General features: G+C 70.4%; 22 protein-coding genes. 13 read left to right on the top strand and 9 right to left on the bottom strand.

The features are described from left to right. Positions 1 to 12: 12 nt before the first annotated feature. The 4 genes from KXR53_RS24805 to KXR53_RS24790 all read right to left on the bottom strand — a co-directional run bounded on the left by KXR53_RS24805 (position 13) and on the right by KXR53_RS24790 (position 2593). Complete coding sequence (locus KXR53_RS24805; RefSeq protein ID WP_437377977.1) at positions 13 to 357, bottom strand: hypothetical protein; 345 nt, start codon at positions 355 to 357, stop codon at positions 13 to 15. A gap of 148 nt (positions 358 to 505) precedes the next feature. Beyond that, on the bottom strand, positions 506 to 1123 hold the full coding sequence (locus KXR53_RS24800; RefSeq protein ID WP_437377976.1) for an adenylate/guanylate cyclase domain-containing protein: 618 nt from the start codon (positions 1121 to 1123) through the stop codon (positions 506 to 508). Between the two features lie 243 nt (positions 1124 to 1366). Next, positions 1367 to 1795, bottom strand: a complete 429-nt coding sequence (locus KXR53_RS24795; protein WP_437377975.1) for a hypothetical protein — start codon at positions 1793 to 1795, stop codon at positions 1367 to 1369. A 414-nt stretch (positions 1796 to 2209) separates the two neighbouring features. Further along, positions 2210 to 2593 carry a hypothetical protein gene (locus tag KXR53_RS24790; protein WP_437377974.1) on the bottom strand — a complete coding sequence of 128 codons (384 nt, stop codon included), beginning with the start codon at positions 2591 to 2593 and terminating at the stop codon, positions 2210 to 2212. A 423-nt stretch (positions 2594 to 3016) separates the two neighbouring features. On the opposite strand from KXR53_RS24790, the gene KXR53_RS24785 reads away from it, so the two are divergent. Next, entirely contained in the window at positions 3017 to 4258 is a 1242-nt protein-coding gene (locus tag KXR53_RS24785) for a YeeE/YedE family protein (protein WP_437377973.1), read from the top strand. A gap of 16 nt (positions 4259 to 4274) precedes the next feature. On the opposite strand, the gene KXR53_RS24780 is transcribed toward KXR53_RS24785, so the two are convergent. Further along, positions 4275 to 5318, bottom strand: coding sequence for a calcium-binding protein (locus tag KXR53_RS24780; RefSeq protein WP_437377972.1), 1044 nt, complete (start codon positions 5316 to 5318; stop codon positions 4275 to 4277). Between the two features lie 302 nt (positions 5319 to 5620). Here KXR53_RS24780 and KXR53_RS24775 point away from each other — a divergent pair, with 302 nt between their 5' ends. Further along, complete coding sequence (locus tag KXR53_RS24775) at positions 5621 to 7693, top strand: M3 family metallopeptidase (protein ID WP_437377971.1); 2073 nt, start codon at positions 5621 to 5623, stop codon at positions 7691 to 7693. Between the two features lie 113 nt (positions 7694 to 7806). Here the strand turns inward: KXR53_RS24775 and KXR53_RS24770 are convergent, their stop codons facing one another. Then, a complete protein-coding gene (locus tag KXR53_RS24770) occupies positions 7807 to 8688 on the bottom strand; it encodes an SDR family oxidoreductase (protein WP_437377970.1) in 882 nt (293 codons plus the stop codon). A gap of 212 nt (positions 8689 to 8900) precedes the next feature. On the opposite strand from KXR53_RS24770, the gene KXR53_RS24765 reads away from it, so the two are divergent. The 7 genes from KXR53_RS24765 to KXR53_RS24735 all read left to right on the top strand — a co-directional run bounded on the left by KXR53_RS24765 (position 8901) and on the right by KXR53_RS24735 (position 16237). Beyond that, the gene (locus tag KXR53_RS24765; protein ID WP_437377969.1) at positions 8901 to 10031 is read left to right on the top strand and encodes a sirohydrochlorin chelatase; all 1131 of its coding nucleotides are present in this window, start codon (positions 8901 to 8903) and stop codon (positions 10029 to 10031) included. A gap of 96 nt (positions 10032 to 10127) precedes the next feature. Then, a complete protein-coding gene (locus KXR53_RS24760; protein ID WP_437377968.1) occupies positions 10128 to 10796 on the top strand; it encodes a precorrin-8X methylmutase in 669 nt (222 codons plus the stop codon). Next, positions 10796 to 12019 (top strand): precorrin-6y C5,15-methyltransferase (decarboxylating) subunit CbiE, encoded by a 1224-nt coding sequence (gene cbiE, locus KXR53_RS24755; protein WP_437377967.1) that lies wholly within the window; start codon positions 10796 to 10798, stop codon positions 12017 to 12019. Before KXR53_RS24760 ends, cbiE begins: the two co-directional genes overlap by 1 nt. 211 nt (positions 12020 to 12230) lie before the next feature. Continuing rightward, positions 12231 to 12935 (top strand): precorrin-2 C(20)-methyltransferase, encoded by a 705-nt coding sequence (cobI, locus tag KXR53_RS24750; protein WP_437377966.1) that lies wholly within the window; start codon positions 12231 to 12233, stop codon positions 12933 to 12935. Next, complete coding sequence (gene cobJ / locus KXR53_RS24745) at positions 12932 to 14731, top strand: precorrin-3B C(17)-methyltransferase (protein ID WP_437377965.1); 1800 nt, start codon at positions 12932 to 12934, stop codon at positions 14729 to 14731. The genes cobI and cobJ overlap by 4 nt, the downstream gene beginning before the upstream one ends. Then, on the top strand, positions 14728 to 15507 hold the full coding sequence (cobM, locus tag KXR53_RS24740) for a precorrin-4 C(11)-methyltransferase (protein ID WP_437377964.1): 780 nt from the start codon (positions 14728 to 14730) through the stop codon (positions 15505 to 15507). The genes cobJ and cobM overlap by 4 nt, the downstream gene beginning before the upstream one ends. Positions 15508 to 15658: 151 nt before the next feature. Further along, entirely contained in the window at positions 15659 to 16237 is a 579-nt protein-coding gene (locus tag KXR53_RS24735) for a HupE/UreJ family protein (RefSeq protein ID WP_437377963.1), read from the top strand. Here the strand turns inward: KXR53_RS24735 and KXR53_RS24730 are convergent. Further along, positions 16221 to 16976, bottom strand: a complete 756-nt coding sequence (locus tag KXR53_RS24730) for a cobalt-precorrin-6A reductase (RefSeq protein WP_437377962.1) — start codon at positions 16974 to 16976, stop codon at positions 16221 to 16223. The genes KXR53_RS24735 and KXR53_RS24730 overlap by 17 nt on opposite strands. Beyond that, positions 16966 to 18057 carry a cobalt-precorrin-5B (C(1))-methyltransferase gene (locus KXR53_RS24725; RefSeq protein WP_437377961.1) on the bottom strand — a complete coding sequence of 364 codons (1092 nt, stop codon included), beginning with the start codon at positions 18055 to 18057 and terminating at the stop codon, positions 16966 to 16968. The genes KXR53_RS24730 and KXR53_RS24725 overlap by 11 nt, the downstream gene beginning before the upstream one ends. A 70-nt stretch (positions 18058 to 18127) precedes the next feature. On the opposite strand from KXR53_RS24725, the gene cobA reads away from it, so the two are divergent. From cobA to cobD, 3 genes are read left to right on the top strand one after another with little or no spacing between them, the layout of a single operon-like run. Next, positions 18128 to 18970, top strand: coding sequence for a uroporphyrinogen-III C-methyltransferase (cobA, locus tag KXR53_RS24720; protein ID WP_437377960.1), 843 nt, complete (start codon positions 18128 to 18130; stop codon positions 18968 to 18970). Positions 18971 to 18972: 2 nt separating this feature from the next. Continuing rightward, a complete protein-coding gene (locus tag KXR53_RS24715; RefSeq protein WP_437377959.1) occupies positions 18973 to 20319 on the top strand; it encodes a cobyrinate a,c-diamide synthase in 1347 nt (448 codons plus the stop codon). Beyond that, positions 20316 to 21302: a threonine-phosphate decarboxylase CobD gene (cobD, locus tag KXR53_RS24710; RefSeq protein WP_437377958.1), complete on the top strand. Its 987-nt coding sequence runs from the start codon at positions 20316 to 20318 to the stop codon at positions 21300 to 21302. The genes KXR53_RS24715 and cobD overlap by 4 nt, the downstream gene beginning before the upstream one ends. On the opposite strand, the gene KXR53_RS24705 is transcribed toward cobD, so the two are convergent. Next, positions 21299 to 21829 (bottom strand): GNAT family N-acetyltransferase, encoded by a 531-nt coding sequence (locus tag KXR53_RS24705; protein ID WP_437377957.1) that lies wholly within the window; start codon positions 21827 to 21829, stop codon positions 21299 to 21301. The genes cobD and KXR53_RS24705 overlap by 4 nt on opposite strands. A gap of 161 nt (positions 21830 to 21990) precedes the next feature. On the opposite strand from KXR53_RS24705, the gene KXR53_RS24700 reads away from it, so the two are divergent. Continuing rightward, positions 21991 to 23163, top strand: coding sequence for an ABC transporter substrate-binding protein (locus KXR53_RS24700; RefSeq protein ID WP_437377956.1), 1173 nt, complete (start codon positions 21991 to 21993; stop codon positions 23161 to 23163). Positions 23164 to 23318: the final 155 nt, after the last annotated feature.

The raw sequence follows: 23318 nt of genomic DNA, 5'->3' as shown, positions 1-23318 counted from the left end.
GGGCCGACCTTCTCACCTGCATCCGCAAAGGAAGATGAATCCAATTCTCTTCATATATTCGTCTCGCTCTTGCTTATCCTTAAAAGAAGTTTGAACTTGAGGTATGACAACATTGATGACTTCGTCGGTATCGACGACGACATTGAGGCTCTTGCCGGTGAGGGCGGCAGGGTCAAGACCCTTGGCAAGCGTCGGCTGTTGCAGGAGGGATTTTGCGTTCCGGATGAAATAGTCGAGGGCGACCGGGTCCGTGGCTGCTTTGAAAATGGCCTCGCCGACGGCCTGAAGCTGCTCCTGATTGCCCAGATTGGTTATGGAGAAGTCGTGGGGCGTGGCAATCGGATCGAAGCGTGGCATGGGTCCCACCTTTGAACGATCTCTCAGTCGAATGACCCTGCTGCGATCGGCCGAGAATGAAAAGCCGGCCATAGGGGGCGTGCGGCCCTATCCGGAAGAGGCAGGCGAAGCCGAACGCAGGCGTGGCGGATGCGCGATCGCCGCGCCGTCAGCCTTCCAGCGAGCCGCGGGCGATCCGGTAGACGTGGACCGGCTGCGTGATGTTCCTGAGTTCGCACCTGCCGAGCGCCTCGAAGCGCACCTCTGCGGCATCGCCGACCTCGGCGACGACGTCGTCGGACAGGTAGATGTCGCCCGGCTCGGCGAGGGCCTGAAGGCGGGCGGCGACGTTCAGCGGATGGCCGTACAGCTCGCCGTCGACGGCAATGCTCTCGCCGGCGCTGATGCCCATGTGCAGCCGAAGATCACCGTCGACCGCCGCCCCGGTTCGCGTCGAGTTCAGTGCGCGTTGCAGCTCGACGGCGCAGTTCACCGCGTCCATGGAGCGGAGGAACGCCATCAGCGTCGCGTCGCCCGCGGAACTGGCGATCCATCCGCGATGTGCGTGCATCGTCGGCAGGATCAGACGCCTTCGGAGCTCGTGCAGACGGAGGACGGTGGCGAGGGCATCGAACTCGACCTGGCGGCTGAATCCCGCGACATCCGCGATCAGGATGCAAAGCTGCCGCCGCTCGATTCGAGGTGGAGGGATCGCGTCGGCATAGGATCCGAACACCCGGCCAGCGGGTAGGGCGATCGGGCTGTCGGTGATTCCGGTGTTGCGCATGAGAGGCCTCCCTGCCTTCGTGTGCGGCTTTCTCGGCCCCGTGGGTTCGGGGCGATGAAGGGAGTCTCTCCGGAGAAGCGCCAGACTTCGTGCACGGACCGGACGCTGAGCGTGAAAAATGCGTGATCTGCGGATGTGAGGCCGGCTCGTCCGGTCAGGATCCGTCGGCCGGCGAGGCGGCTGAGCGCCTCGCCGCCGAACGGATCCGTCCTCACTCCGGTTCCTGCGATCCGCCCGCTCCGGTCACTCCGCCGGCATCGGCGGCGCGGCGGGGCCGCGATCGGCGGTGCTCTCGCCGGACCTCGAACGCCGCGCCGGGACGAGCCGCTCCAGCGCCGCCAGACCGGACTGGAAGATGCGCTCGAGATGGGTCGCCAGCCTCGGCCAGAAGCGGCGGTCGAAATGCGAGGCGAATTCGCGGTTGATCCGCACCACCCGCCAGTAGCTCTCCTCCCAGTCGTGGAACGCGTCCGTCAGCTCGCGGCTCTGCTGATGCGAAACGCGGAGGAGGGCGCAGTCGCAGCGCGCTTCGATCCGGGCGCTGCCACCCAGCGGATCGAACACCACCCGATGGCCGCTCGGCTTGTGGCGCAGCAGCCCGCGGCTGATGTCGAATTCGGCCGGAGAGGCGCGCAAGGCGACAATCATCGGGCTCACATCGAGATATGCCATATCGATCCTCCTGAAGTGCCTCGCGGCGTGGAGGTGTCATCCCTTGGGGGATGCGGCGGGGCACATCCCCCGCGGCGGCGACGGTTCGCCCGCGTCGCGAGGTCATCGTCCTGGCCAGATCGTCGAAGACGGGCCCCCGATCCCGACTCGTGGTGGGCCTGGCCGCGATGTCCCACCGGCACCCGCCCCCCGGCACGGGCCGAAGCGGTTCTGCAGTGGATGGAAAAATCATGGACCGGTGGCTGGCCGAGTCAATCGGCTTCGATGGCTTTCAACGATATCGGCGCGACGGCGCGATCAGCCGGTCGACGGTCGCAGGATATCGAATGCCCAGATCTTTAGGGTTGGAGACCGCTCATTGTGGTGGGTTGGGCTCGCTTCCGCGAGCCCAACCTGCGAAGGGGACGCTCCGCGTCAGTGCGAGACGAAGGGCGCGGCGCTCACGCTCGCGGCATCGAACTGCGCCGTCTCCGGATCGGTCACCGTGACCACGAAATCCGGCGGCGGGTCGAACCGGGTCCACCGCACCAGCTTGAACCGCTCCGAGTAGACGAAGCTGCCGGAGTCGTCGACGTCCACCGAGCGCTGAAGGTCGGTCTCGCTGCCGGGGAAGTTCTTGATCTGGATGTTCGCCTTCTCGTCCGCGGTATAGCCGTGGCCGTTGATGATGAGCTCCGTGTCGTTCGCCAGCTGCCGGCTCGACACCTGGATTCTGGTGGCCGGCCGTTCCGCGGTGCCGCAACCCTGAAGCATCAGCCCTGCGATCAGCGCGATCCCCGCCAGACGTCGTGCGATCATGTCTCTCCCTCGGTGTAGGGTGATGTGCCGCGGCACGAAGGCGATCGTGAATATCACCTCCCATGGCCCGAAACAATGTTCATCGCGCGATGAGGTAAGGAACGAGAGGCCTCAGTTTCTGCCACGAATGATGCCGAAATCCGGCAGTTTCTATCTGGCCTCCCTGATTCCTTTGCTTCGAATCATTCGCGAGACTGTGCGGCGGCGTATTGCTCTTCGCTTGGATTCTGGCGTCTTTATTCCTATGTGCCATGCAACTGTGCAGCGGATACGAATTCATCTCTGGCCGGTCGTAAGTGATTCGAGGGACCATTCATAAAAACAATGTGAATATGTATAACATGTGCAATTGACATTTTATGCGGCACATCCATGTAATCCGGACCGAGCTGCCGCGGCGGCAGCCGTTTTCGGATTCGTGCGATGTCGACGGTGACTCTTCCCGGCGGGCCGGTTCCCGCCGCTCCCCGCCTTGCCCCGGCGGTCAATCTGCGCGTCGCCGGCCTGGCCGGGCTGGCGCTGATCGCCGGTGTCCTGCTGCTCTCCGCCGCGATCGACGCCCGCCAGGCTGCGCTCTATGTCCTGGGCGCGGCGCTTGGCGCTGTGCTCTACCACGCCGCCTTCGGCTTCACCTCGGCCTGGCGCGTCTTCATCGCCGACGGCCGCGGCGCGGGACTGCGGGCGCAGATGGTGATGCTGTCGGTCGCCGTCCTGCTGTTCTTCCCGGCGCTGTCGGCCGGCGAGCTGTTCGGGCAGCCGGTCGCCGGCAACGTCTCGCCGCTCGGCACCTCGGTGGTGGTCGGCGCCTTCCTGTTCGGCATCGGCATGCAACTGGGCGGCGGATGCGCTTCCGGCACGCTCTACACCGTCGGCGGCGGCTCCACCCGCATGGTGCTGACCCTCGTCTTCTTCATCATCGGCTCGGCGATCGGCGCGGCGCATCTGCACTGGTGGACGGCGCTGCCCTCGCTGCCGCCGGTGTCGCTGGTGACTGGCCTGGGGCTGTGGCCGGCGCTGCTGGCCAACCTTGCCGTCTTCGCCGCGATCGCGGCCCTGACGGTGGTGCGGGAGCGCCGCCGGCACGGCGCCCTGGTGGCGGCCGACCCGCCGGCGACGCGGGGCCTGCAGCGGCTGCTGCGCGGCCCCTGGCCGCTGATCTGGGGCGGCATCGCCCTGGCGGTGCTCAACTTCGTCACCCTGGCCCTGGCCGGCCGGCCCTGGGGCATCACCTCGGCCTTCGCCCTCTGGGGCTCGAAGGCGGCGGCGCTGGTCGGCTTCGACCCGGCGAGCTGGCCCTACTGGTCGAAGCCGGCCAACGCCGCGGCGCTGAACGGCAGCATCCTGGCCGACATCACCTCGGTGATGGACATCGGCATCATCGTCGGCGCGCTGGCGGCCGCCGGCCTGGCCGGGCGCTTCGCTCCGGTCTGGCGCATCCCGGCGCGCCAGGTCGCCGCCGCGGTGGTCGGCGGTCTGTTGCTCGGCTACGGCGCCCGGCTGGCCTATGGCTGCAACATCGGCGCCTATTTCTCCGGCATCGCCTCGGGCAGCCTGCATGGCTGGCTGTGGCTGGCCGCGGCCTTCTTCGGCAATGTCGCCGGCACGTATCTGCGGCCGGCCTTCGGGCTGGAGGTGGAGCGGACGCCGCGCCTGACCGGCTGCTGACGACCGCTCCGCATCGTCACAGCACGAAGTCGCCCGCGACCAGGCTGATCGACCCGGTCAGTGCGATGCTGAAATCCGCGGCACCGTCGCCGTCCACGTCGCCGGAGACGGTGGTGGTGCCGCCGGCGACGGCATAGTGCAACTCGCCGGCATGGTGGCTGAAGGCCGCCGTGCCGATGAAGCGGAAGGCCTGGTTGCCGCCGGCGCCGATATCGGCGTCGATCGGGCGCAGGTCGATCCGGTCACCTTCGGCATGGCTGAAATCGACGATCCGGTCGGCAGCGGCGACCGTGCTGTGCGTCACCGAGCCGAAGACGAAGCGGTCGGCGCCGGCGCCGCCGCCCATACTGTCCTTGCCGGCGCGGCCGTCGATCACGTCGTTGCCGGCATTGCCGACCAGGATGTTGGCGGTTGCCCCGCCATAGAGGACATCGGCGCCGGAGCCGCCATAGACGCTCTCGATGCCGCTCAGCACGTCGCCCTGGGCGTTGCCGCCGATCCCGGTGCCGGCCGCGATGTCGATCCTGACGCCGACCGAGCTTTCGCTGTAGATTGCGGTGTCGATGCCGGCGCCGCCGACCAGCCGGTCCGCCCCGGCGCCTCCGCGCAGCACGTCGTTGCCGATGCCGCCCTGAAGCGTGTCATTGCCGGCCAGGGCGCTGAGGGTGTCGTTGCCCGCCAGGCCGGACAGGACATCGGCCTGTTGCGAGCCGGTCTGGGCGTCGTCGCCGGCGAACAGGCTGCTGGCGAGGCCGCTGAAGTCGCCGTTGCTGAGCTGCGAATAGGCGGTCGCGGCGGAGATCGAGGCGCCGCCGAGGGTGGCGATCGTGACCCCGTTCTGGGACAGGACGAGGCCGGTCACGACGCCGGTGATCCCGAACAGGCTGGCGCCGAGGCCGCTGCCGGTGAGGTCGACCGACACGCCGTCAAAATCGATATGCGCGGCGGTGGAGGTGAGGGAGGTGACCCTCGGATTGTCGAAATCGAGCTGCCCCAGGGCCTCGAAGGAAAAGCCGGCGCCATTGATCCCGTTCGGCGCGTTCACCGTCAGCGTCGTCATCTGCGAGCCCTTCCTCGCCGGACGTCCGGTCCGGCGATCGTCGTTGCGAATACCAGGATATGCTAACTGGGCGAGCCAGGGATCGCCATCGTCATTGCAGTAGTTCGGCCATTAAATCTTTGTTAACGAGGATAAAAATCTATATAGATTGCCAAGAATTCGGATTTAATAGATTTAAAACCTGCTTCTTCTGCCGAAATCCAGTAATCCGCTTCGACGCCGGCGGGCGATGCCGCTGCTGACATCCGGGGGCGATCCTCGCTAGTCTGGCGGCCCAGGACACGGATCACAGCGGTGCCGCCATGAGCTCCGACCAGCCACCCCGCACTCCGACCGAAGGCAATCCGCTGCTGGCGGAGTGGAGCACGCCGTTCGGCAGCCCGCCCTGGGAGCGGATCGAGGTGGCGCATTTCCGCCCCGCCTTCGACGCCGCGCTGGCCGAGCATCTCCGCGAGATCGAGGCGATCGCCGTCGACCCGGCGGAGCCGAACTTCGACAACACCGTCGCGGCGCTGGAGCGCAGCGGCCGGGCGCTGCGCCGGGTCGCCGGCGTCTTCTTCAATCTGACCTCGGCGCACAGCGGCGACGAATTGCAGGCGGTGGAGCGCGAGGTCGCGCCGCTGCTGGCCCGGCATCACAATGCGATCCAGCAGAACCCGGCGCTGTTCCGGCGGGTCGACGCGCTGTTCGCCCGCCGCGGCGAGCTCGGCCTGACGCCCGAGCAGGACCGGGTGCTGGAACGCTACCATCTCGGCTTCACCCGCGCCGGCGCCGGGCTCGAGGATGGGGCGAAGCGCCGGCTGGCCGAGATCGTCGAGCGTCTGGCTACGCTCGGCACCGCCTTCGGCCAGAACGTGCTGGCCGACGAGAAATCCTATGCCCTGGTGCTGGACGGCGAGGCCGACCTGGCCGGCCTGCCGCAGGAGCTGCGCGATGCGGCCGGTGCCGCGGCGGCGGAGCGCGGCCTGCCGGGCAAGCGTGTGATCACGCTCGGCCGCTCCAGCGTCGAGCCCTTCCTGCAGTTCTCCGCCCGGCGCGACCTGCGCGAGACGGCGTTCAAGGCCTGGATCGCGCGCGGCGAGAGCGCCGCTTCCGACAACCGGCCGATCATCGCCGAGACCGTGGCCCTGCGGGCGGAGCAGGCGCGGCTGCTCGGCTATCCCAGCTACGCCCATTTCCGCCTGGCCGACACCATGGCCAAGACGCCGGAGGCGGCGCAGGACCTGCTGCACTCGGTCTGGCGCCCGGCCCGCGCCCGCGCCCTGCGCGAGCAGGAGAAGCTGCAGGCGCTGGTCGCGGCCGAGGGCGGCAATTTCGAGATCGCGGCCTGGGACTGGCGCTATTACGCCGAACAGCAGCGCAAGCGGGAGTTCGATCTCGACGAGAGCGAGCTCAAGCCCTACCTGCAGCTCGAGCGCATGATCGCGGCCGCCTTCGACGTGGCGCAGCAGCTGTTCGGCCTGTCCTTCGCCGAGCGACGCGACGTGCCGGTCTGGCATCCCGATGTCCGCACCTGGGAGGTGACGGGCCCCGACGGCCGCCTGGTCGGCCTGTTCTACGGCGACTATTTCGCCCGGCCGTCCAAGCGCAGCGGCGCCTGGATGGAGGCGATCCGTGAGCAGGAGAATCTCGACGGCGAGGTACGGCCGGTCGTCGTCAACGTGATGAACTTCGCCAAGGCGGCGGAGGGGACCCCGAGCCTCTTGAGCTTCGACGACGCTCGCACCCTGTTCCACGAATTCGGCCACGCCCTGCACGGGCTGATGTCCGATCTGAGCTACCGGACCATCGCCGGCACCAATGTGGCGCTCGACTTCGTCGAGTTCCCGTCGCAGCTCTACGAGCACTGGCTGGAGCGGCCGGAGATCCTGCGCCGCCATGCGCTGCACTACCGCACCGGCGAGCCGATGCCGGAGGCGCTGCTGCAGCGGGTGCTGGCGGCGCGCACTTTCAACCAGGGCTTCGCCACGGTCGAATACGTCGCCTCGGCCCTGGTCGATCTCGACTTCCACGCCGCGGGCGCCGACGCCTCCGACTCGGCGGCCTTCGAGCGCGCGGCGCTGGAGCGGATCGGCATGCCGTCCGCAATCGTGATGCGGCACCGGCCACCGCATTTCCAGCATGTCTTCGCCGGCAGCGGCTATGCCGCCGGCTATTACAGCTATCTGTGGTCCGAGGTGCTGGACGCCGACGGCTTCGGCGCCTTCGAGGAGTCGGGCGACGTGTTCGACCCGGCGACGGCGCAGCGGCTGGCGGAGTTCGTCTATTCCGCCGGCTACCGCCGCGACCCTGCCGAGGCCTATCGCGCCTTCCGCGGCCGGCCGCCGGAACCGGAGGCGCTGCTGAAGAAGCGCGGCCTGGCCGAAGCCGCCTGAGGGGCAGGAGGAGGTACTATTCCGTCATGGCGAGTCCCGAAGGGGCGTGGCCATCCAGTGGTCCCGGCCCCTGGATCGCCACGGCACTGCGCGCCTCGCGATGACGGTTCAACCTAAGCCCGTTCTCCTGCCCAAATCGCCTCCAGCCCCTCCCGGTAGCTCGGATAGGCGAGGGCGACGCCGAGCTCGCCGGTGATCCGGTCGATCTTCAGCCGCTTGCATTCCGAATAGAATTCGCGGCCAAGCGGCGACAGGCCGGCCTGCTCGAACGGCACCAGCGGCGGCGGGTCGATGCCGAGCAGCCGGCAGGCGTATTCGATCGGGTCGTTCGGGCTGGAGGGGTGGCCGTCGGCGACGTTGTAGATCGCCCCCGGATTCGGCCGGCGCATCGACGCCATCAGCACGGTGCCGATGTCGTCGACATGGATGCGGTTGAACACCTGGCCCGGCTTGTCGATGCGTCGGGCCCGGCCGTGCCGCAGCTGGTCGAGCGCGCTGCGGCCGGGCCCGTAGATCCCGGCCAGGCGGAACACCTGCACCGGCACGCCGGTGTCCCGGAAGGCGGCGAACCAGGCGCGCTCCGCCTCCAGCCGCTTCCAGCCGCGCGGCGAGCCGGGGGCGGGGGCGTCGGCCTCGTCGATCCAGGCGCCGCCGCGATCGCCATAGACCGAAGGGGTCGAGAGATAGCCGACCCAGCGCAGCTCCGGCAGCGCCCTCAGCGTGTCGGCCAGTGCCGGCACCACCGGGTCGCCCGAGTCCTCCGGCGAGATCGACTGGATTAGATGCGTGGTCCCGGCCAGGGCGGCGGGGTCGAGCGGCTGCCCCGGCCCGAAGGCATGGGCGTCGAATCCCTCTTCGCGCAGCATCGTCAGCCTGTCGGCATCGCGCGTGGTACCGGCGACCTGCCAGCCGATGTTGCGCAACCGCCGCGCCAGCCGGGTCATGCTGTAGCCGAGCCCGAAGACGAAGAGCCGGCCGGGTCGCAGATCGTCCATGGAATGTCGCGTCGCCTGTTGCCTTTCGGGTGACCGCTATAGCAATGTGGCGGCCGGGACGTCGACGGTGCGTCCCGAACGCCCCCGGGACGCTCGACGCGACGGGGTCATCGGACGGATAGATCCAAGCGATATCCGCGCGTGCCGCCCACCGTCCGCTGCCGGTCCCTCGGGCCCGGCCGTGCCGGCATGGCGTGGGCCAGGAGGGCATGATGGCGGACAAGCTGGGCGTGATGGTCTGCGGCCATGGCAGCCGGGACCAGGGGGCCGTGGACGAATTTGCCGCCGTTTCCCTGCAGCTGCGCCGGCGCCTGCCGCAATACGAGGTCGATTACGGCTATCTCGAATTCGCCCGGCCGATCATCCGCGACGGGCTGGACCGGCTGCGCGCCAAGGGCGTGACCGAGATCCTGGCGATTCCCGGCATGCTGTTCGCCGCCGGCCACGCCAAGAACGACCTCCCCTCGGTGCTCAACACCTATCAGGCGCAGCACCCGGGCCTGACCATCCGCTACGGCCGCGAGCTGGGCATCGACGTCAAGATGCTGCGCGCCGCCGGCGAGCGGGTGCAGGAGGCGGTGGAGATCGCCGATGCGTGCCGTGAGGACGGGCCGATCTCGCGGCACGAGACCATGCTGGTGGTGGTCGGCCGCGGCGCCTCGGATCCCGACGCCAACTCCAACGTCGCCAAGGTCATGCGCATGCTGTGGGAGGGGATGGGCTTCGGCTGGAGCGAGACCGCCTATTCCGGCGTCACCTTCCCGCTGGTCGAGCCGGCGCTGGAGCATGCGGCGAAGCTGGGCTACCGCCGCATCGTCGTGTTCCCGTATTTCCTGTTCACCGGGATCCTGGTCGACCGGATCTACGATTCGACCGACGCGGTGGCGGCGCGGCATCCCGGGATCGAGTTCGTCAAGGCGCGCTACCTGAACGACCACCCGCTGGTGCTGGAGGCGCTGGAGGACCGGATCGACGAGATCCTGGAAGGCTCCGGCAACATGAACTGCCAGATGTGCAAGTACCGGATGCAGGTGCTGGGCTTCGAGGCCGAGGTCGGCCTGCCGCAGGAGAGCCATCACCATCACGTCGAAGGCATCGGCAGCGGTCCGGCGCATCATCACCACGACCATGATCATGGGCACCACCATCACCATGATCACGGCCACGATCATCATCACCATGACGATCATGGCCACCATCACCACCATCACGGCGATGGGCATCACCATCACCACCATGACCACGACCACAGCCATGACCACGGCCACCACCATCATCCCTATCCCCATGCCGACCACCCGCTGGGGCCGAAGAGCCTGAAGAAGGCCGGGCACGGTTCGTGATGCCCCACACCCTCATTGCGAGGAGGCGCAACCGACGAAGCAATCCAGAGGGCGGTGCCGCCTGGATCGCTTCGCCTTCGGCTCGCGATGACGCTTATGACTGCTAAGCCGTTGCCTGTAGGGGAGGGAGGGGCCACCCGCTTCTCCTATCTCCGCGACCCGGAGGCCATCTACCGCCAGTCCTTCGCCACAATCCGGGCGGAGGCGCGGCTGGAGCGGTTTCCGCCGGACGTCGCCGGGCTGGCGGTCCGCATTGCCCACGCCTGCGGCATGGTCGAGGTGGTGGACGACCTGGTGTTCACCCACGACGTCGCCGCGCGCGGCCGGGCGGCCCTCCTGGCCGGAGCACCGGTGCTGGTCGATTGCCGCATGGTCGAGGCCGGGATCATCCGCTCGCGCCTGCCGACCGGGACCGAGATCGTGTCGCTGATTGGCGATCCGTCGCTGCCGGAGCTGGCCCGGCGCTTCGGCACCACCCGCTCGGCCGCGATGGTCGAACTGTGGCGTGACCGGCTCGACGGCGCAGTGGTGGCGATCGGCAACGCCCCGACCGCCCTGTTCCGGCTGCTGGAGCTGCTGGAGGAGGGGGCGCCGAGGCCGGCCGCGATCCTGGGCTTTCCGGTCGGCCTCGTCGGTGCCGCCGAATCCAAGGCCGCCCTGGCCGAGGGCGGATTCGGCGTGCCATTCCTGACCCTGCCGGGCCGGCGCGGCGGCAGCGCCATGGCCTCGGCTGCGGTCAACGCCCTGGCGCGGGAGGGGATCTGATGGTGGCCCCATGGCTCAGCGTCATCGGCATCGGCGAGGATGGGCTGGACGGCCTCTCGCCCACCGCCCGCGCCCTCTACGACAGCGCCGAGATCGTGGTCGGCGGCAAACGGCACCTGGCGATGGTGCCGGAGGATGGCCGCCGTCGCATCCCCTGGCCGCCGCAACTCATCGCGCTGGTGCCGGAGATCGAGGCGCTGCGCGGCCGCCGCGTCTGCGTCCTGGCCAGCGGCGATCCGATGTGCTTCGGCGTCGGCGTCACCCTGTCCCGCCGCATCCCGATCGCGGAGATGGTGGTGGTTCCGGCGCCCTCCGCCTTCAGCCTGGCCTGCGCCCGGCTCGGCTGGCCGCTGGTCGAAGCCCGAATGGTGACGCTGCACGGACGGCCGCTGGAGCTGGTGGTGCCGCATCTGCAGCCCGGCACCAGGATCCTGGTGCTGAGCGCCGACCGCACCACCCCGGCGCGCCTCGCCGATCTCTTGCGCCGCACCGGCTGGGGCCGCAGCGGCTTCACCGTGCTGGAGCGGATGGGCGGGGAGGGCGAGCGGACCACCCGCGCCACCGCCGAGGCCTGGGACGGCCGCGAGGTCGACGACCTCAACACCATCGCGATCGACTGCGTGGCGGGGCCGGAGACGCGCGTGCTGCCGACCGTGCCGGGCCTGCCGGACGATGCCTTCGCCCATGACGGCCAGCTGACCAAGCGCGAGATCCGCGCCATGACCCTGGCGGCCCTGGCGCCGTCGCCGGGCCAGGTGCTGTGGGATGTCGGCGCCGGCTGCGGCTCGATCGCGATCGAATGGATGCGCAGCGACCCGCGCTGCCGGGCCGTGGCGATCGAACGCGATGACAGCCGCCTCGCCCTGATCGCGCAGAACGCGGCGGCGCTGGGAACGCCGTTCCTGAAAGTCGTGCGCGGCGAGGCGCCGGCAGTCCTCACCGAGGATCTGCCGCGGCCGGATGCGGTGTTCATCGGCGGCGGCATCACCGCGGAGGGCGCGGTCGAGTCCTGCTGGGCGGCGCTGCCGCCGGGCGGCCGGCTGGTCGCCAATGTGGTGACGGCGGAGGGCGAGGCAGCGGTGATTGGCCACCAATCCAGGCTCGGCGGCAGCCTGTCCCGCATCGCGGTGTTGCGGGCCGAGCCGGTCGGCGGCTATCACGGCTGGCGCCCGCTGATGCCGGTGACCCAATGGGCCGCGGTGAAGCCGTGGGGAGCGAGTTGATGATTCGTCCCGGCTGCTTCGGAGGCGGAAGCTTCCTTTGCCTCTCCCGCGTGACGGGAGAGGTCGGACGTCCGCCAGGACGTCCGGGTGAGGGCTGGCACCGGCCTCGACAAAATCCCCTCACCCGGAGCCGCTTCGCGCCTCCGACCTCTCCCGCAAGCGGGAGAGGCAAAAGGAAACTCGGCGCAACCAAACTGCTCCGGAGGCCCGCATGAGCGGCACGCTCTACGGGCTCGGCGTCGGGCCGGGCGATCCGGAGCTGGTCACGCTGAAGGCGCTGCGCCTGCTGCGGGCCGCACCGGTCCTGGCCTATCCGGCGCCGGATGTCGGCGACAGCTTCGCCCGCTCGATCGTCGCGCCGCATCTGCCCGGCGGGCAGGCGGAGATCGCCATCCGCGTGCCGATGCGGGTCGACCCGGCCCCCGCCCAGGCGGTTTACGACGCCGCGGCGATCGAGATCGGCGGCCATCTCGACGCCGGCCGCGACGTGGCGGTGCTGTGCGAGGGCGACCCGTTCTTCTACGGCTCCTTCATGTATCTGTTCGGCCGGCTGGCGGAGCGCCACCGGGTCGAGGTGGTGCCCGGCGTCTCCTCGCTCACTGCCTGCGCCGCCGCCACCGGCCTGCCGCTGGCCGCCCGCAACGACGTGCTGACCGTGCTGCCGGCGCCGCTGCCGGAGGCGGAGCTGCGGCCCCGGCTGCAGGCAGCCGAGGCCGTGGTCATCATGAAGCTCAGTCGACACTTCAAGAAAATATCTCAATTGCTTGAAGAAAATGGATTTTATAGCAACGCTCGTTATGTCGAGCGGGCCACGCTCGACCACCAGCGCGTGCTGCCGCTGGCCGAGGTCGATCCGGACTCAGTGCCCTATTTCTCGATGATCCTGGCGCATCGGCGCGGGGCGGCGTGGCGATGACGGCGCTGATCACCCTGACCTCGGGCGGGCTCGCCACCGCGCAACGCCTCAAGCCGCTGCTGCCGGGGGCGGCGATCCACGCGCCGTCCTGCCGCGTCACCGGCGCCGATATCGCCTTTGGCAAGCTGGCCGACCATCTGCGGGCGCTGTTCGCGGCGGGCGAGCCGATCATCGGCCTCTGCGCCGCCGGCGCCCTGATCCGCATCCTGGCGCCGCTGCTGTCCGACAAGCGCGCCGAGCCGCCGGTGCTGGCGGTGGCGGAGGACGGCAGCGCCGTGGTGCCGCTGCTCGGTGGCCATCACGGCGCCAACGAGCTGGCGCGGCGGGTGGCGCAAGCGCTGGGCGTCGCCCCGGCGATCACCACCGCCGGCGACCTGCGCTTCGGCGTGGCGCTGGACGATCCACCGCCCGGCTGGCGCCTGTCAGAAGCCAGCGATTACAAGAGTTTCGTAGCCGATCTTCTGGCCGGCGAGACCGTTCGCCTCGACGGCGACCTGCCCTGGCTGGCCGAGGCCGGGCTTCCGCTCGATCCGGCCGCGCGCAAGGTGATCGTGGCCAACGTTCGCACACTCCCGCCAGATCCCGACCGGCTGGTGTTCCACCCGGCGGTGCTGGCGGTCGGCATCGGCTGCGAGCGCGGCGCCGAGGCGGCGGAGATCGAGGCGCTGATCCGCGACACCCTGACCGGGGCCGGGCTCGCTCTGGAAGCCGTGGCGGCACTGGTCTCGGTCGATCTCAAGGCCGACGAGGCCGGGCTGCAGGCGGCGGCGCAATCGCTCGGATTGCCGGTGCGGGTCTTCGACCCGGTGGCGCTGGAGGCGGAGACGCCGCGCCTCGCCAATCCGTCGGAGGTGGTGTTCCGCGAGATCGGCTGCCACGGCGTGGCCGAGGCGGCGGCTCTGGCCGCGGCTGGACCGGAAGGCCACCTCGTCGCGGAAAAGCGTAAGTCCCGCCGCGCCACCTGCGCCGTGGCCGAGGCGCCTTCGATCCTCGACCCCGACCGGATCGGGCGGAAGCGCGGCACACTGGCGCTGATCGGCATGGGCCCGGGCCGGGCCGACTGGCGGGCGCCGGAGGCCGACCGGCTGATCGCCAGCGCCACCGACCTGGTCGGCTACAGCCTGTACATCGACCTGCTCGGCCCGGCCGCCGCCGGCAAGGCGCGGCACGATTACCGGCTGGGCGAGGAGGAGCTGCGGGTGCGCGCGGCGCTGGACCTGGCGGCGGAGGGGCGGGACGTCGCCCTGATCTGCTCCGGCGACGCCGGCATCTACGCCATGGGCAGCCTGCTATGGGAGCTGATCGAGCGCGGTGGCCGGCCGGACTGGCGCCGGGTCGAGGTCATCACCGTGCCCGGAATCTCGGCGATGCAGGCGGCCGCTTCCCGGATCGGCGCCCCGCTGGGCCATGATTTCTGCGCCATCTCGCTGTCCGACCTGATGACGCCCTGGCCGGCGATCGAGCGACGGATCACCGCGGCGGCGGAGGGCGATTTCGTCGTCGCCTTCTACAACCCGGTGTCGCAGCGCCGCCGCAGCCAGCTGGCCCGTGCCCGCGAGATCCTGCTGGCGCACCGCCCCGCGGCGACGCCGGTGGTGCTGGGCCGCAATCTCGGCCGCGAGGGCGAGACCCTGACCGTGACCACGCTCGGCGACCTGACCGTCGAGATGGTCGACATGCTGACCCTGGTGCTGGTCGGCTCCTCGGAAAGCCGGGCGCTGACGCTCGGCGACGGCACCCCGCGCGTCTACACGCCGCGCGGCTATGGCGACAAGCCGGAGGCGAAGCGGGCATGACCGTGCATTTCATCGGCGCCGGCCCGGGCGATCCGGACCTGCTGACCCTGCGGGGGCGCGACCTGATCGCCCGCTGCCCGGTCTGCCTCTATGCCGGCTCGCTGGTGCCGGAGGCGGTGGTGGCGCATGCGCCGCCCGGCGCGCTGGTGATCGACACCGCGCCCTTGCATCTCGACCAGATCATCGCCGAGATCGAAGCCGCCCATGCCAAGGGCCAGGACGTCGCCCGGGTGCATTCCGGCGACCCGTCGCTGTACGGCGCGATCGCGGAGCAGATCCGCCGGCTGAAGGCGCTGAGCATCCCCTACACCATCACCCCCGGCGTGCCGGCTTTCGCGGCCGCTGCCGCGGCCTTGGGCACCGAACTGACCCTGCCGGACGTCAGCCAGACCGTGATCCTGACCCGGACCACGATGAAGGCCTCGGCCATGCCGCCGGGCGAGGAGCTGGAAACCCTCGGCCGCTCCGGCGCGACGCTGGCGATCCACCTCTCGATCCGCAATATCCCGGCGGTGCGCCGGGCGTTGGAGCCGCATTACGGCGCCGACTGCCCGGTGGTGGTGGTGTACCGCGCCACCTGGCCGGACCAGCAGATCATCCGCGGCACCTTGGCCGACATCGGCGCCAAGGTGCGCGAGGCGAAGATCACCCGCACCGCGCTGATCCTGGTCGGCCGCGTGCTGGGCGACACCGAGTTCACCGACAGCGCCCTCTACGACCCGGCGCATGTCCATGTGCTGCGCCCGAAGCGCGGCACGAAAGTTGCGTCTGCATGATGCCGATGGCCCAAAACCCCGAACCGTCATGGCGAGCCCCGAAGGGGCGTGGCCATCCAGCGGCACCGGCCCCTGGATCGCCACGTCGCTTCGCTCCTCGCGATGACGGTTTCTTACGCATGAACCCGATCACCCGACCCTGGAGACCACAATGAAACTCGCCAAGACCCTCGCCCTGACCGCGCTGGCGACCCTGCTGCCGGTGGCGGCCTATGCCCATCCGGGGCACGACGTGGTCGGCTTCTCGGCCGGCTTCGCGCACCCGTTCTCGGGCCTCGATCACATCCTCGCCATGGTCGCGGTCGGCATCTGGGCCGGCCAGGTCGGCGGCCGCTATATCTGGCAGGCGCCCCTGGCCTTCCTGACCCTGATGGCGCTGGGCGGCGTCGCCGGCATCCAGGGCCTGGACCTGCCGATGGTCGAGCTCGGCATCGCCGGATCGATCATCGTCTTCGGCGCGCTGATCGCGCTCGCGGTGCGGCCGGTGGCCTGGGCCGGCATGGCGGTGACTGGGCTGTTCGCCGTGTTCCACGGCTACGCCCACGGCGCCGAGATGCATCCGGACGGCTCGGCCGTGACCTACGGAATCGGCTTCATCGCCGCGACCGCGATCCTGCACGGGATCGGCATCGGCGCGGCGCTGGGCCTGAACCGGCTGCGCTTCGCCCCGGTGGAGCGCGCGCTGGGCGCGGCCATCGCCGTGGCGGGCGTGGTCATCGCGGCCGGTTGAGCCACTCCAGCGCCCCGGCGACGTCAGGCACGACCGGCGTCGCCGGGGGCGTCGGGCGCCGGATCATGACCACCGGGATCGCCGCCTCGCGTGCCGCCGCCAGCTTCGCCGCCGTGGCCTCGCCGCCGGCATTCTTGGCGACGATGGCGCGGATGCCGTGCCGGCCGATCAGGGCGCGTTCGCTCTCCAGCGTGAACGGGCCGCGCTCGCTCAGCAGCAGGCAGTCGGGCGGCAGGTCTTCGGCCGCGGGCGGCTCGATCGAGCGCAGCACGAAGCGCAGGGCGGGGCAGCGCTTGAACGGCGCCACCTCCTGCCGGCCCAGGGTCAGCAGCACAGCGGAGCCGGCGGGCAGCGCCCCGGCCAGCCAGTCGGCGGCCTCGACGGCATCGGCCACGTCGATCCAGCGGTCGCCCGGTCCTGGCGTCCACGCCGGCCGTTCGATCCGCAGCAGAGGCAGGCCGAGGAGGGCGCAGGCCGCCGCGGCATTGGCCGAGATGGTGGCGGCGAAGGGATGGGTGGCGTCGACCACCCGCTCGATCCGCTTGGTTCGCAGGTATTCCGCCAGCCCGTCGATCCCACCGAAGCCGCCGACCCGCACCGTGCCGGGAAGCGCCGCCGGCGCCCGCGTGCGGCCGGCCAGGGAGGTGACGACGTCCCAGTCAACGGCTTCGGCCAGGGCGCGAGCCAGCGCCGCCGCCTCCGTGGTGCCGCCGAGGATCAGCAGCCGCCTACCAGCCATCGGCGGCCCCCACCAGCCCGCCCTGGCGGTCGAACACCAGGATCTCGACCGCGACGCCGCTGCCCTCGACTACGCCCTGCGCCGTCGCCTGGGCCCGGCGCGCCACCAGATCGGCCAGCTTGATGCCGGCGCCGGAGGCCAGGTCCAGCACCTGCTTCGCCGTGTTCGCCCGCCGCGCCTGCTCGACCAGCACGGCCGGGGCGCCGGCTTCGGCCAGCCGGTCGCCCAGCCAGTCGAAATCCACCTCGCTGCGGCCGGAATGGAGGTCGAGGAAGCCCTGCGCCAGCTTGGTCAGCTTGCCGAAGCCGCCGCCGATGGTCAGGCGCGGGATCGGATGCGCCTTCAGGTATTTCAGCAGCCCGCCGGCGAAATCGCCCATGTCCAAGAGGGCCGTGTCCGGCAGGCCATAGCGGGCGACGACCGCGGCCTCGGAGGTCGACCCGGTGCAGCCGGCGACATGGGTCAGGCCGAGGGCCCGGGCGACATCGATGCCGCTGTGGATGGAATGGATCCAGGCGGAGCAGGAGAAGGGCACGACTACGCCGGTGGTGCCCAGCACCGACAGGCCGCCGACGATGCCGAGCCGCGGGTTCCAGGTCTTCTGCGCCAGCCTTTCTCCATCCGGGATCGAGATCTCGACCACCACGTCGCCGGGATCGCCGTGGTCGGCGGCGATTCTGGCTACGACCTCGGTCATCATCCGCCGCGGCACGGGGTTGATCGCCGGCTCGCCGGGCGGCACCGGCAGGCCGGGCAGAGTGACGGTGCCGACCCCCGGCCCGGCCTTGAAGGTGACGCCCGACCCGGCCGCGCCGCGCCGCACCTCGGCGATCACCAGCGCACCATGGGTCACGTCGGGATCGTCGCCGGCGTCCTTGACGATGCCGGCGCGCGCCCAGCCATCCCCGCGGCCCTCCAGCGCCAGGGCGAAGGACGGGGTCTCGCCGCGCGGCAGCGTGATCGTCACCGGGTCCGGGAAGCGGCCGGTCAGAAGCGCGGTGGTGGCGGCGGCGGTCGCGGCGGTGGCGCAGGCGCCGGTGGTCCAGCCGCGCCGCAGCGGTCCCTCAGGTTTGCGGGCCATGCCTCATCTCATACGTCATGCGTCGCAAGGTGCCTAGCGGCGCCGCAGCACGCCTTTTAAGGTGGCCGCGATGGTTGATCTCCCTCTGTCCTTTCCCGAGTTCGAGCCCGGCTGGGTCTGGCTGGTCGGCGCCGGCCCCGGCGATCCCGGCCTCCTGACCCTGCACGCGCTGCACGCGCTGCGCTCGGCCGATGTCGTGGTCTATGACGCGCTGGTGTCGGACGCGATCATCGGCCTGGCCGCGCCGGGCACCGCGCTGGAATTCGCCGGCAAGCGCGGCGGCAAGCCGTCGCCGAAGCAGCCGGACATCACGGCCAAGCTGATCCAGCTCGCCCAGGCCGGCAAGCGGGTGCTGCGGCTGAAGGGCGGCGACCCCTTCGTCTTCGGCCGGGGCGGGGAGGAGGGGCTGGCCCTGGTCGAGGCCGGCATCCCGTTCCGCATCGTCCCCGGCATCACCGCGGGCGTCGGCGGCCCGGCCTATGCCGGCATCCCTGTGACGCATCGTGACACCAACCATGCCGTCACCTTCCTGACCGGCCACGACGCCAGCGGCGACGTCACCGGCGGCGTCGAATGGGACGCGATCGCCCGCGGCTCGCCGGTGATCGTGATCTACATGGCGATCAAGCACATCGCCCGGATCGCGGCGCATCTGATCGAGGGCGGCCGGTCGCCGGGCGAGCCGGTGGCGGTGATCAGCCGGGCGACGACGCCGCAGCAGCGGGTGCTGGAGACGACGCTGGCCCGGGCGGCGGAGGATGTCGCGGCCCAAGGCATCGAGGCCCCTGCCGTGGTGGTGGTGGGCGAGGTGGTGCGGCTGCGCGCGGCGCTCGACTGGCTCGGCGCGCTGGAGGGGCGGGACCTGACCCCCGACCCGCTCGGCACCCGCGGGAAGGGCGAGGCGGCGTCCTAGCCATGCTTGCGCCCGGCTTGATGATCGCGGCGCCGGCCTCCGGCAGCGGCAAGACGGTGGTCACGCTGGGCCTGCTGCGCCATCTGCGCGACCGCGGCGTGGCCGTGGCCTCGGCCAAGTCCGGGCCGGACTATATCGATCCCGCCTTTCACGCCACGGCCAGCGGCCGGCTCTGCGTTAATCTCGACGCCTGGGCGATGCGGCCGCAGACGCTGGACGCGCTGGCGGCGCGGCAGGCGGAGGGGGCGGAGCTGCTGGTGGTCGAGGCCGCGATGGGGCTGTTCGACGGCGCCCCAGGGCCGGGATCGGTCGGCTCCCTAACAACCAATGGGGGCTCGGCCGCCGACCTCGCCGCCCGTTTCGGCTGGCCGGTGGTGCTGGTGCTGGACGCCGGCGGCCAGGGCTTCTCCGCCGCCGCGGTGCTGGCCGGCTTCAAGGGATTCCGCGACGACGTCCGGATCGCCGGGGTGATCTTCAACCGGGTCGGCAGTGCCCGGCACGAAGCGGTGCTGCGCCGCGCCGCGGCCCATGCCGGCCTGCCGGTGCTCGGCCTGATCCCGCGCCTGCCGGCCCTGGCGCTGCCCTCCCGCCATCTCGGCCTAGTCCAGGCCGGGGAGCACGCGGCGCTCGAGGCGTTCCTGGCCGCGGCCGGGGAGACGGTCGGGGCGGGGGTGGATGTGGAGGCGCTGACGCAGGTCGCTCAAATGGGTCCCCCCTCCCCCCACGGGAGGGGGGACTCTAAAAATCTCGCCCTTCCGCCCCTCGGCCAGCGCATCGCCGTGGCGCAGGACACGGCCTTCGCCTTTGCCTATCCGCATCTCCTGGCCGCTTGGCGCGATGCGGGGGCGGAAATCCTGCCGTTCTCGCCGCTGGCCGACGAGGCGCCGGACGCCTCCGCCGACGCGGTCTACCTACCCGGCGGCTATCCCGAACTCCATGCCGGCAGGCTCTCCGCCAACCGCTGCTTCCTCGACGGGCTGCGCGCGGCGGTGGGGCAGGGCCGGGCGATCTACGGCGAATGCGGCGGCTACATGGTGCTGGGCACCGGCCTCACCGATGCCGAGGGGCAGCGCCACGCCATGGCCGGGCTGCTGCCGGTCGAGACCTCCTTCGCCGAGCGGCGGCTGCATCTGGGATATCGCCGCGCGGTGCTGATCGCCGCGACACCGCTCGGGGCTGCCGGCGCAGCCTGGCGCGGGCACGAATTCCACTATGCCTCGATCCTGTCCGAAGGTCCGGGCGAGGCGCTGTTCGAGGCCTGGGACGCCGAAGGCGCGCCGCTGGGCCGCCTCGGCCGGCGCGCCGGCTCCGTCTTCGGCTCCTTCTTCCACCTGATCGATCGGGCATGAGCATGGTTCCGCATGGCGGCGATCTGGCCGCGGCCGAGGCCCGCTGGGGCCGCCCCCGGGAGGGCTGGCTCGACCTCTCCACCGGCATCAACCCGGTGCCCTATCCGGTGCCGCCGATCGATCCCGCTTCCTGGCACCGCCTGCCTCAACGGGACCGGCTGCAGCGCCTGCTGGACGCGGCACGCGCCTGCTACGGCGCCCCGGCCGAGGCGCCGATCGTCGCCGCGCCCGGCACCCAGATCCTGATCCAGCTTCTGCCCCGGCTGCGTCCCAGCGCCCGGGTGGCGATCCTGGGTCCGACCTATGGCGAGCACGCCGCCTGCTGGGCTGCCGAGGGCGCGACGGTGACCACGGTCGCCTCGCTCGACGAGGCCACGGCAGCCGAGGTCGTCGTGCTGGTCAACCCGAATAACCCGGACGGCCGCATCGTCGCAGCCGAAACCCTGCTGGCCCTGGCCGGGGAGCTGGCGGCGCGCGGCGGTCTTCTGGTGGTCGACGAGGCCTTCGCCGAGGTGACGCCGTGGGTCAGCGTCGCGGTGGAAGCCGGGCGCCCGGGCCTGCTGATTCTCCGATCGTTCGGTAAATTCTTCGGCTTGGCCGGCATCCGGCTCGGCTTCGCGCTCGGCCCGGCGGCGGAGATCGACCGGCTGGCGCGGCTGCTCGGTCCCTGGGCGGTGCCGGGACCGGCGATCGAGACCGGCATCGCCGCGCTGTCGGACCGGGGCTGGCAGGACGAGACGCGGGAGCGCCTGTCGGTCGGCACCGAGCGGCTCACGGCGCTGCTCCTCGCCCATGGCTGTGCCGATCGCGGCGGCACCGATCTGTTCCGGCTGGTCGAGCATCCGGAGGCGGCGAGGGTCTGGGACCGCCTCGGCCACGCCGGCATCCTGGTCCGCCCCTTCCCGGACCGGCCGACGCTGCTGCGCTTCGGCCTGCCGGGCAGCGGGGACGGATTCGCCCGGCTCGCCACTGCCTTCGGCTAAAGGCCTCGCAGCCGCGCCATCAGATAGCTGTCGACATATTCGCCGTCGCGATAGCCCCAGGCGCGTTCGCGGCCCTCGATCTCGAAGCCGAACTTCTTGTAGAGCGCGATCGCCGGCTCGTTGTCGGTCCAGACGCCGAGCTCGAGCCGCTTCAGGTCGAGCCAGTTGTCGGCGGTGTCGATCAGGGCGGCCATCAGGCCGGAGCCGATGCCGCGGCCGTGGAAGGCGTCATGCACGCCCATGATGATGAATCCCGAATGGGCGCGCCGGCCCTTGCCAGGCTGCAGCTGCGCCCGGCCGACCACCCGGCCCTCGACCACGGCGACGATATGGACCTCGTCCGCCGCCGCCGATTCGATCCGTTTGCGGACGGCGTCCGGTGACTGGAACGGGATCTGCATTGTGCCCCAGCGGAAGCGGGGCTGGGCCTGCATCTCGACGATCTCGGGCCAGTCTTCGGCCCGCATCGCCCGCAGGGTGAAGCCGGGATCAGTCATGTGGTCGGCCTCCTCGACACGGTCGGCCATGATAGCTCGCCACGATCGGAATCACGGCCCAAATCTGTTTTAAACTTAAAGCATTTCGTGATTAGATGATCCGAACGCTTCCGCCCGACGGAGGCGCATGAAAGACTGGCGGCGCGACCGGCGGCCATCGTCGGCGCCCGACAAGAAACGGGGAGAGCATCATGGCGAGACGCGTTCCGGCCCTGATCGCCGCTGCGCTGATGGCGACGGTGTCGTTCGCAGCGCAAGCGGAAGAGGGCAAGCTCAAGATCGGCTTCATGGCCACGCTCTCCGGCCCGCCGGCGGCGCTGGGCCAGCACATGCGCGACGGCTTCCTGCTCGGGGTCAAGGAACTTGACGGAAAGCTCGGCGGCCTGCCGACCGAGGTGGTGGTCGAGGATGACGAGCTGAAGCCCGACGTGGCCGTCAACAAGGTGCGCAAGCTGCTGGAGAGCGACCAGGTCGACATCGTCGTCGGCGTCATCTTCTCCAACGTCATGATGGCGATCGCCAAGCCGGTGACCGGCGCCGACAAGATCCTGATCAGCCCGAACGCCGGGCCGTCGCCCCTGGCCGGCAAGGGCTGCAGCCCGTACTTCTTCTCGGTCTCGTATCAGAACGACCAGAACCACGAGGTCATGGGCAAATACGCCCAGGACAAGGGCTGGGCAAAGGTGGCGCTGATCGCCCCGAACTACCAGGCCGGCAAGGACGCGCTGGCCGGCTTCAAGCGTCACTACAAGGGCGAGGTGGTGGAGGAGATCTACACCCAGGTCAACCAGCAGGATTTCTCGGCCGAGCTGGCGAAGATCGCGGCGGCCGAGCCGCAGGCGGTGTTCGTGTTCATGCCCGGCGGCTCCGGCGTCAACCTGGTGCGGCAGTACCGCCAGGCGGGCCTGGCCGACCGCATCCCGTTTCTGTCCGCCTTCACCGTCGACGAGACCACGCTGCCGGCGACCAAGGACGCGGCGCTCGGCCTCTATGCCGGGGCGCAATGGGCGCCGAACCTGGACAACGCCGCCAACAAGGCCTTCGTCGCCGCCTTCGAGAAGGCCTATGGCTACGAACCGGCGCTTTACGCCGCCAACGGCTACGACGCGGCGAAGCTGATCGACGCCGCGATCCGCCAGGCCGGCGGCAAGACCGACGCGGAGACGCTGAAGACGGCGATCCGCGACGCGAAATGGACCAGCGTCCGCGGCGACTTCGCCTGGAACAAGAACAACTTCCCGATCCAGGATTTCTACCTGACCCAGGTGGTGAAGCGCGATGACGGCAAGATCGTCACCAGCCGGGTCGAAACCGTGTTCCCGGATTACGGCGACGCCTACGCCGACCAGTGCAAGATGGATTGAGGCGGGACAGCGGGCCGGTTCGTGATGGCGAAACCCTGCCAGCCCTCACCCGGACGTCCTGGCGGACGTCCGACCTCTCCCGCCACGCGGGAGAGGCAAAGGGGGGCGTATGGATATTTACCTCTCCCGTTTACGGGAGAGGTCGGACTCGCGCA

Source organism: Inquilinus limosus, assembly GCF_051487185.1.
In the GTDB taxonomy this organism is placed as follows: domain Bacteria; phylum Pseudomonadota; class Alphaproteobacteria; order DSM-16000; family Inquilinaceae; genus Inquilinus; species Inquilinus limosus_F.
Note: the sequence above shows the minus strand (reverse complement) of the source record. Positions and strands in the feature narration are given on the sequence as shown.

Excerpts from the sequence above, each read along its gene's own strand:
- cbiE (WP_437377967.1), top strand. The coding sequence starts at position 10,796 with ATGGTGGCCCCATGGCTCAGCGTCATCGGCATCGGCGAGGATGGGCTG.
- KXR53_RS24730 (WP_437377962.1), bottom strand. The coding sequence starts at position 16,976 with ATGGCTGGTAGGCGGCTGCTGATCCTCGGCGGCACCACGGAGGCGGCG.
- cobM (WP_437377964.1), top strand. The coding sequence starts at position 14,728 with ATGACCGTGCATTTCATCGGCGCCGGCCCGGGCGATCCGGACCTGCTG.
- KXR53_RS24795 (WP_437377975.1), bottom strand. The coding sequence starts at position 1,795 with ATGGCATATCTCGATGTGAGCCCGATGATTGTCGCCTTGCGCGCCTCT.
- KXR53_RS24700 (WP_437377956.1), top strand. The coding sequence starts at position 21,991 with ATGGCGAGACGCGTTCCGGCCCTGATCGCCGCTGCGCTGATGGCGACG.
- cobI (WP_437377966.1), top strand. The coding sequence starts at position 12,231 with ATGAGCGGCACGCTCTACGGGCTCGGCGTCGGGCCGGGCGATCCGGAG.
- KXR53_RS24775 (WP_437377971.1), top strand. The coding sequence starts at position 5,621 with ATGAGCTCCGACCAGCCACCCCGCACTCCGACCGAAGGCAATCCGCTG.
- KXR53_RS24725 (WP_437377961.1), bottom strand. The coding sequence starts at position 18,057 with ATGGCCCGCAAACCTGAGGGACCGCTGCGGCGCGGCTGGACCACCGGC.
- KXR53_RS24800 (WP_437377976.1), bottom strand. The coding sequence starts at position 1,123 with ATGCGCAACACCGGAATCACCGACAGCCCGATCGCCCTACCCGCTGGC.
- KXR53_RS24760 (WP_437377968.1), top strand. The coding sequence starts at position 10,128 with ATGACTGCTAAGCCGTTGCCTGTAGGGGAGGGAGGGGCCACCCGCTTC.
- KXR53_RS24785 (WP_437377973.1), top strand. The coding sequence starts at position 3,017 with ATGTCGACGGTGACTCTTCCCGGCGGGCCGGTTCCCGCCGCTCCCCGC.
- KXR53_RS24770 (WP_437377970.1), bottom strand. The coding sequence starts at position 8,688 with ATGGACGATCTGCGACCCGGCCGGCTCTTCGTCTTCGGGCTCGGCTAC.
- KXR53_RS24805 (WP_437377977.1), bottom strand. The coding sequence starts at position 357 with ATGCCACGCTTCGATCCGATTGCCACGCCCCACGACTTCTCCATAACC.
- cobJ (WP_437377965.1), top strand. The coding sequence starts at position 12,932 with ATGACGGCGCTGATCACCCTGACCTCGGGCGGGCTCGCCACCGCGCAA.
- KXR53_RS24790 (WP_437377974.1), bottom strand. The coding sequence starts at position 2,593 with ATGATCGCACGACGTCTGGCGGGGATCGCGCTGATCGCAGGGCTGATG.
- KXR53_RS24715 (WP_437377959.1), top strand. The coding sequence starts at position 18,973 with ATGCTTGCGCCCGGCTTGATGATCGCGGCGCCGGCCTCCGGCAGCGGC.
- KXR53_RS24705 (WP_437377957.1), bottom strand. The coding sequence starts at position 21,829 with ATGGCCGACCGTGTCGAGGAGGCCGACCACATGACTGATCCCGGCTTC.
- KXR53_RS24735 (WP_437377963.1), top strand. The coding sequence starts at position 15,659 with ATGAAACTCGCCAAGACCCTCGCCCTGACCGCGCTGGCGACCCTGCTG.
- cobD (WP_437377958.1), top strand. The coding sequence starts at position 20,316 with ATGAGCATGGTTCCGCATGGCGGCGATCTGGCCGCGGCCGAGGCCCGC.
- KXR53_RS24780 (WP_437377972.1), bottom strand. The coding sequence starts at position 5,318 with ATGACGACGCTGACGGTGAACGCGCCGAACGGGATCAATGGCGCCGGC.
- KXR53_RS24765 (WP_437377969.1), top strand. The coding sequence starts at position 8,901 with ATGGCGGACAAGCTGGGCGTGATGGTCTGCGGCCATGGCAGCCGGGAC.
- cobA (WP_437377960.1), top strand. The coding sequence starts at position 18,128 with ATGGTTGATCTCCCTCTGTCCTTTCCCGAGTTCGAGCCCGGCTGGGTC.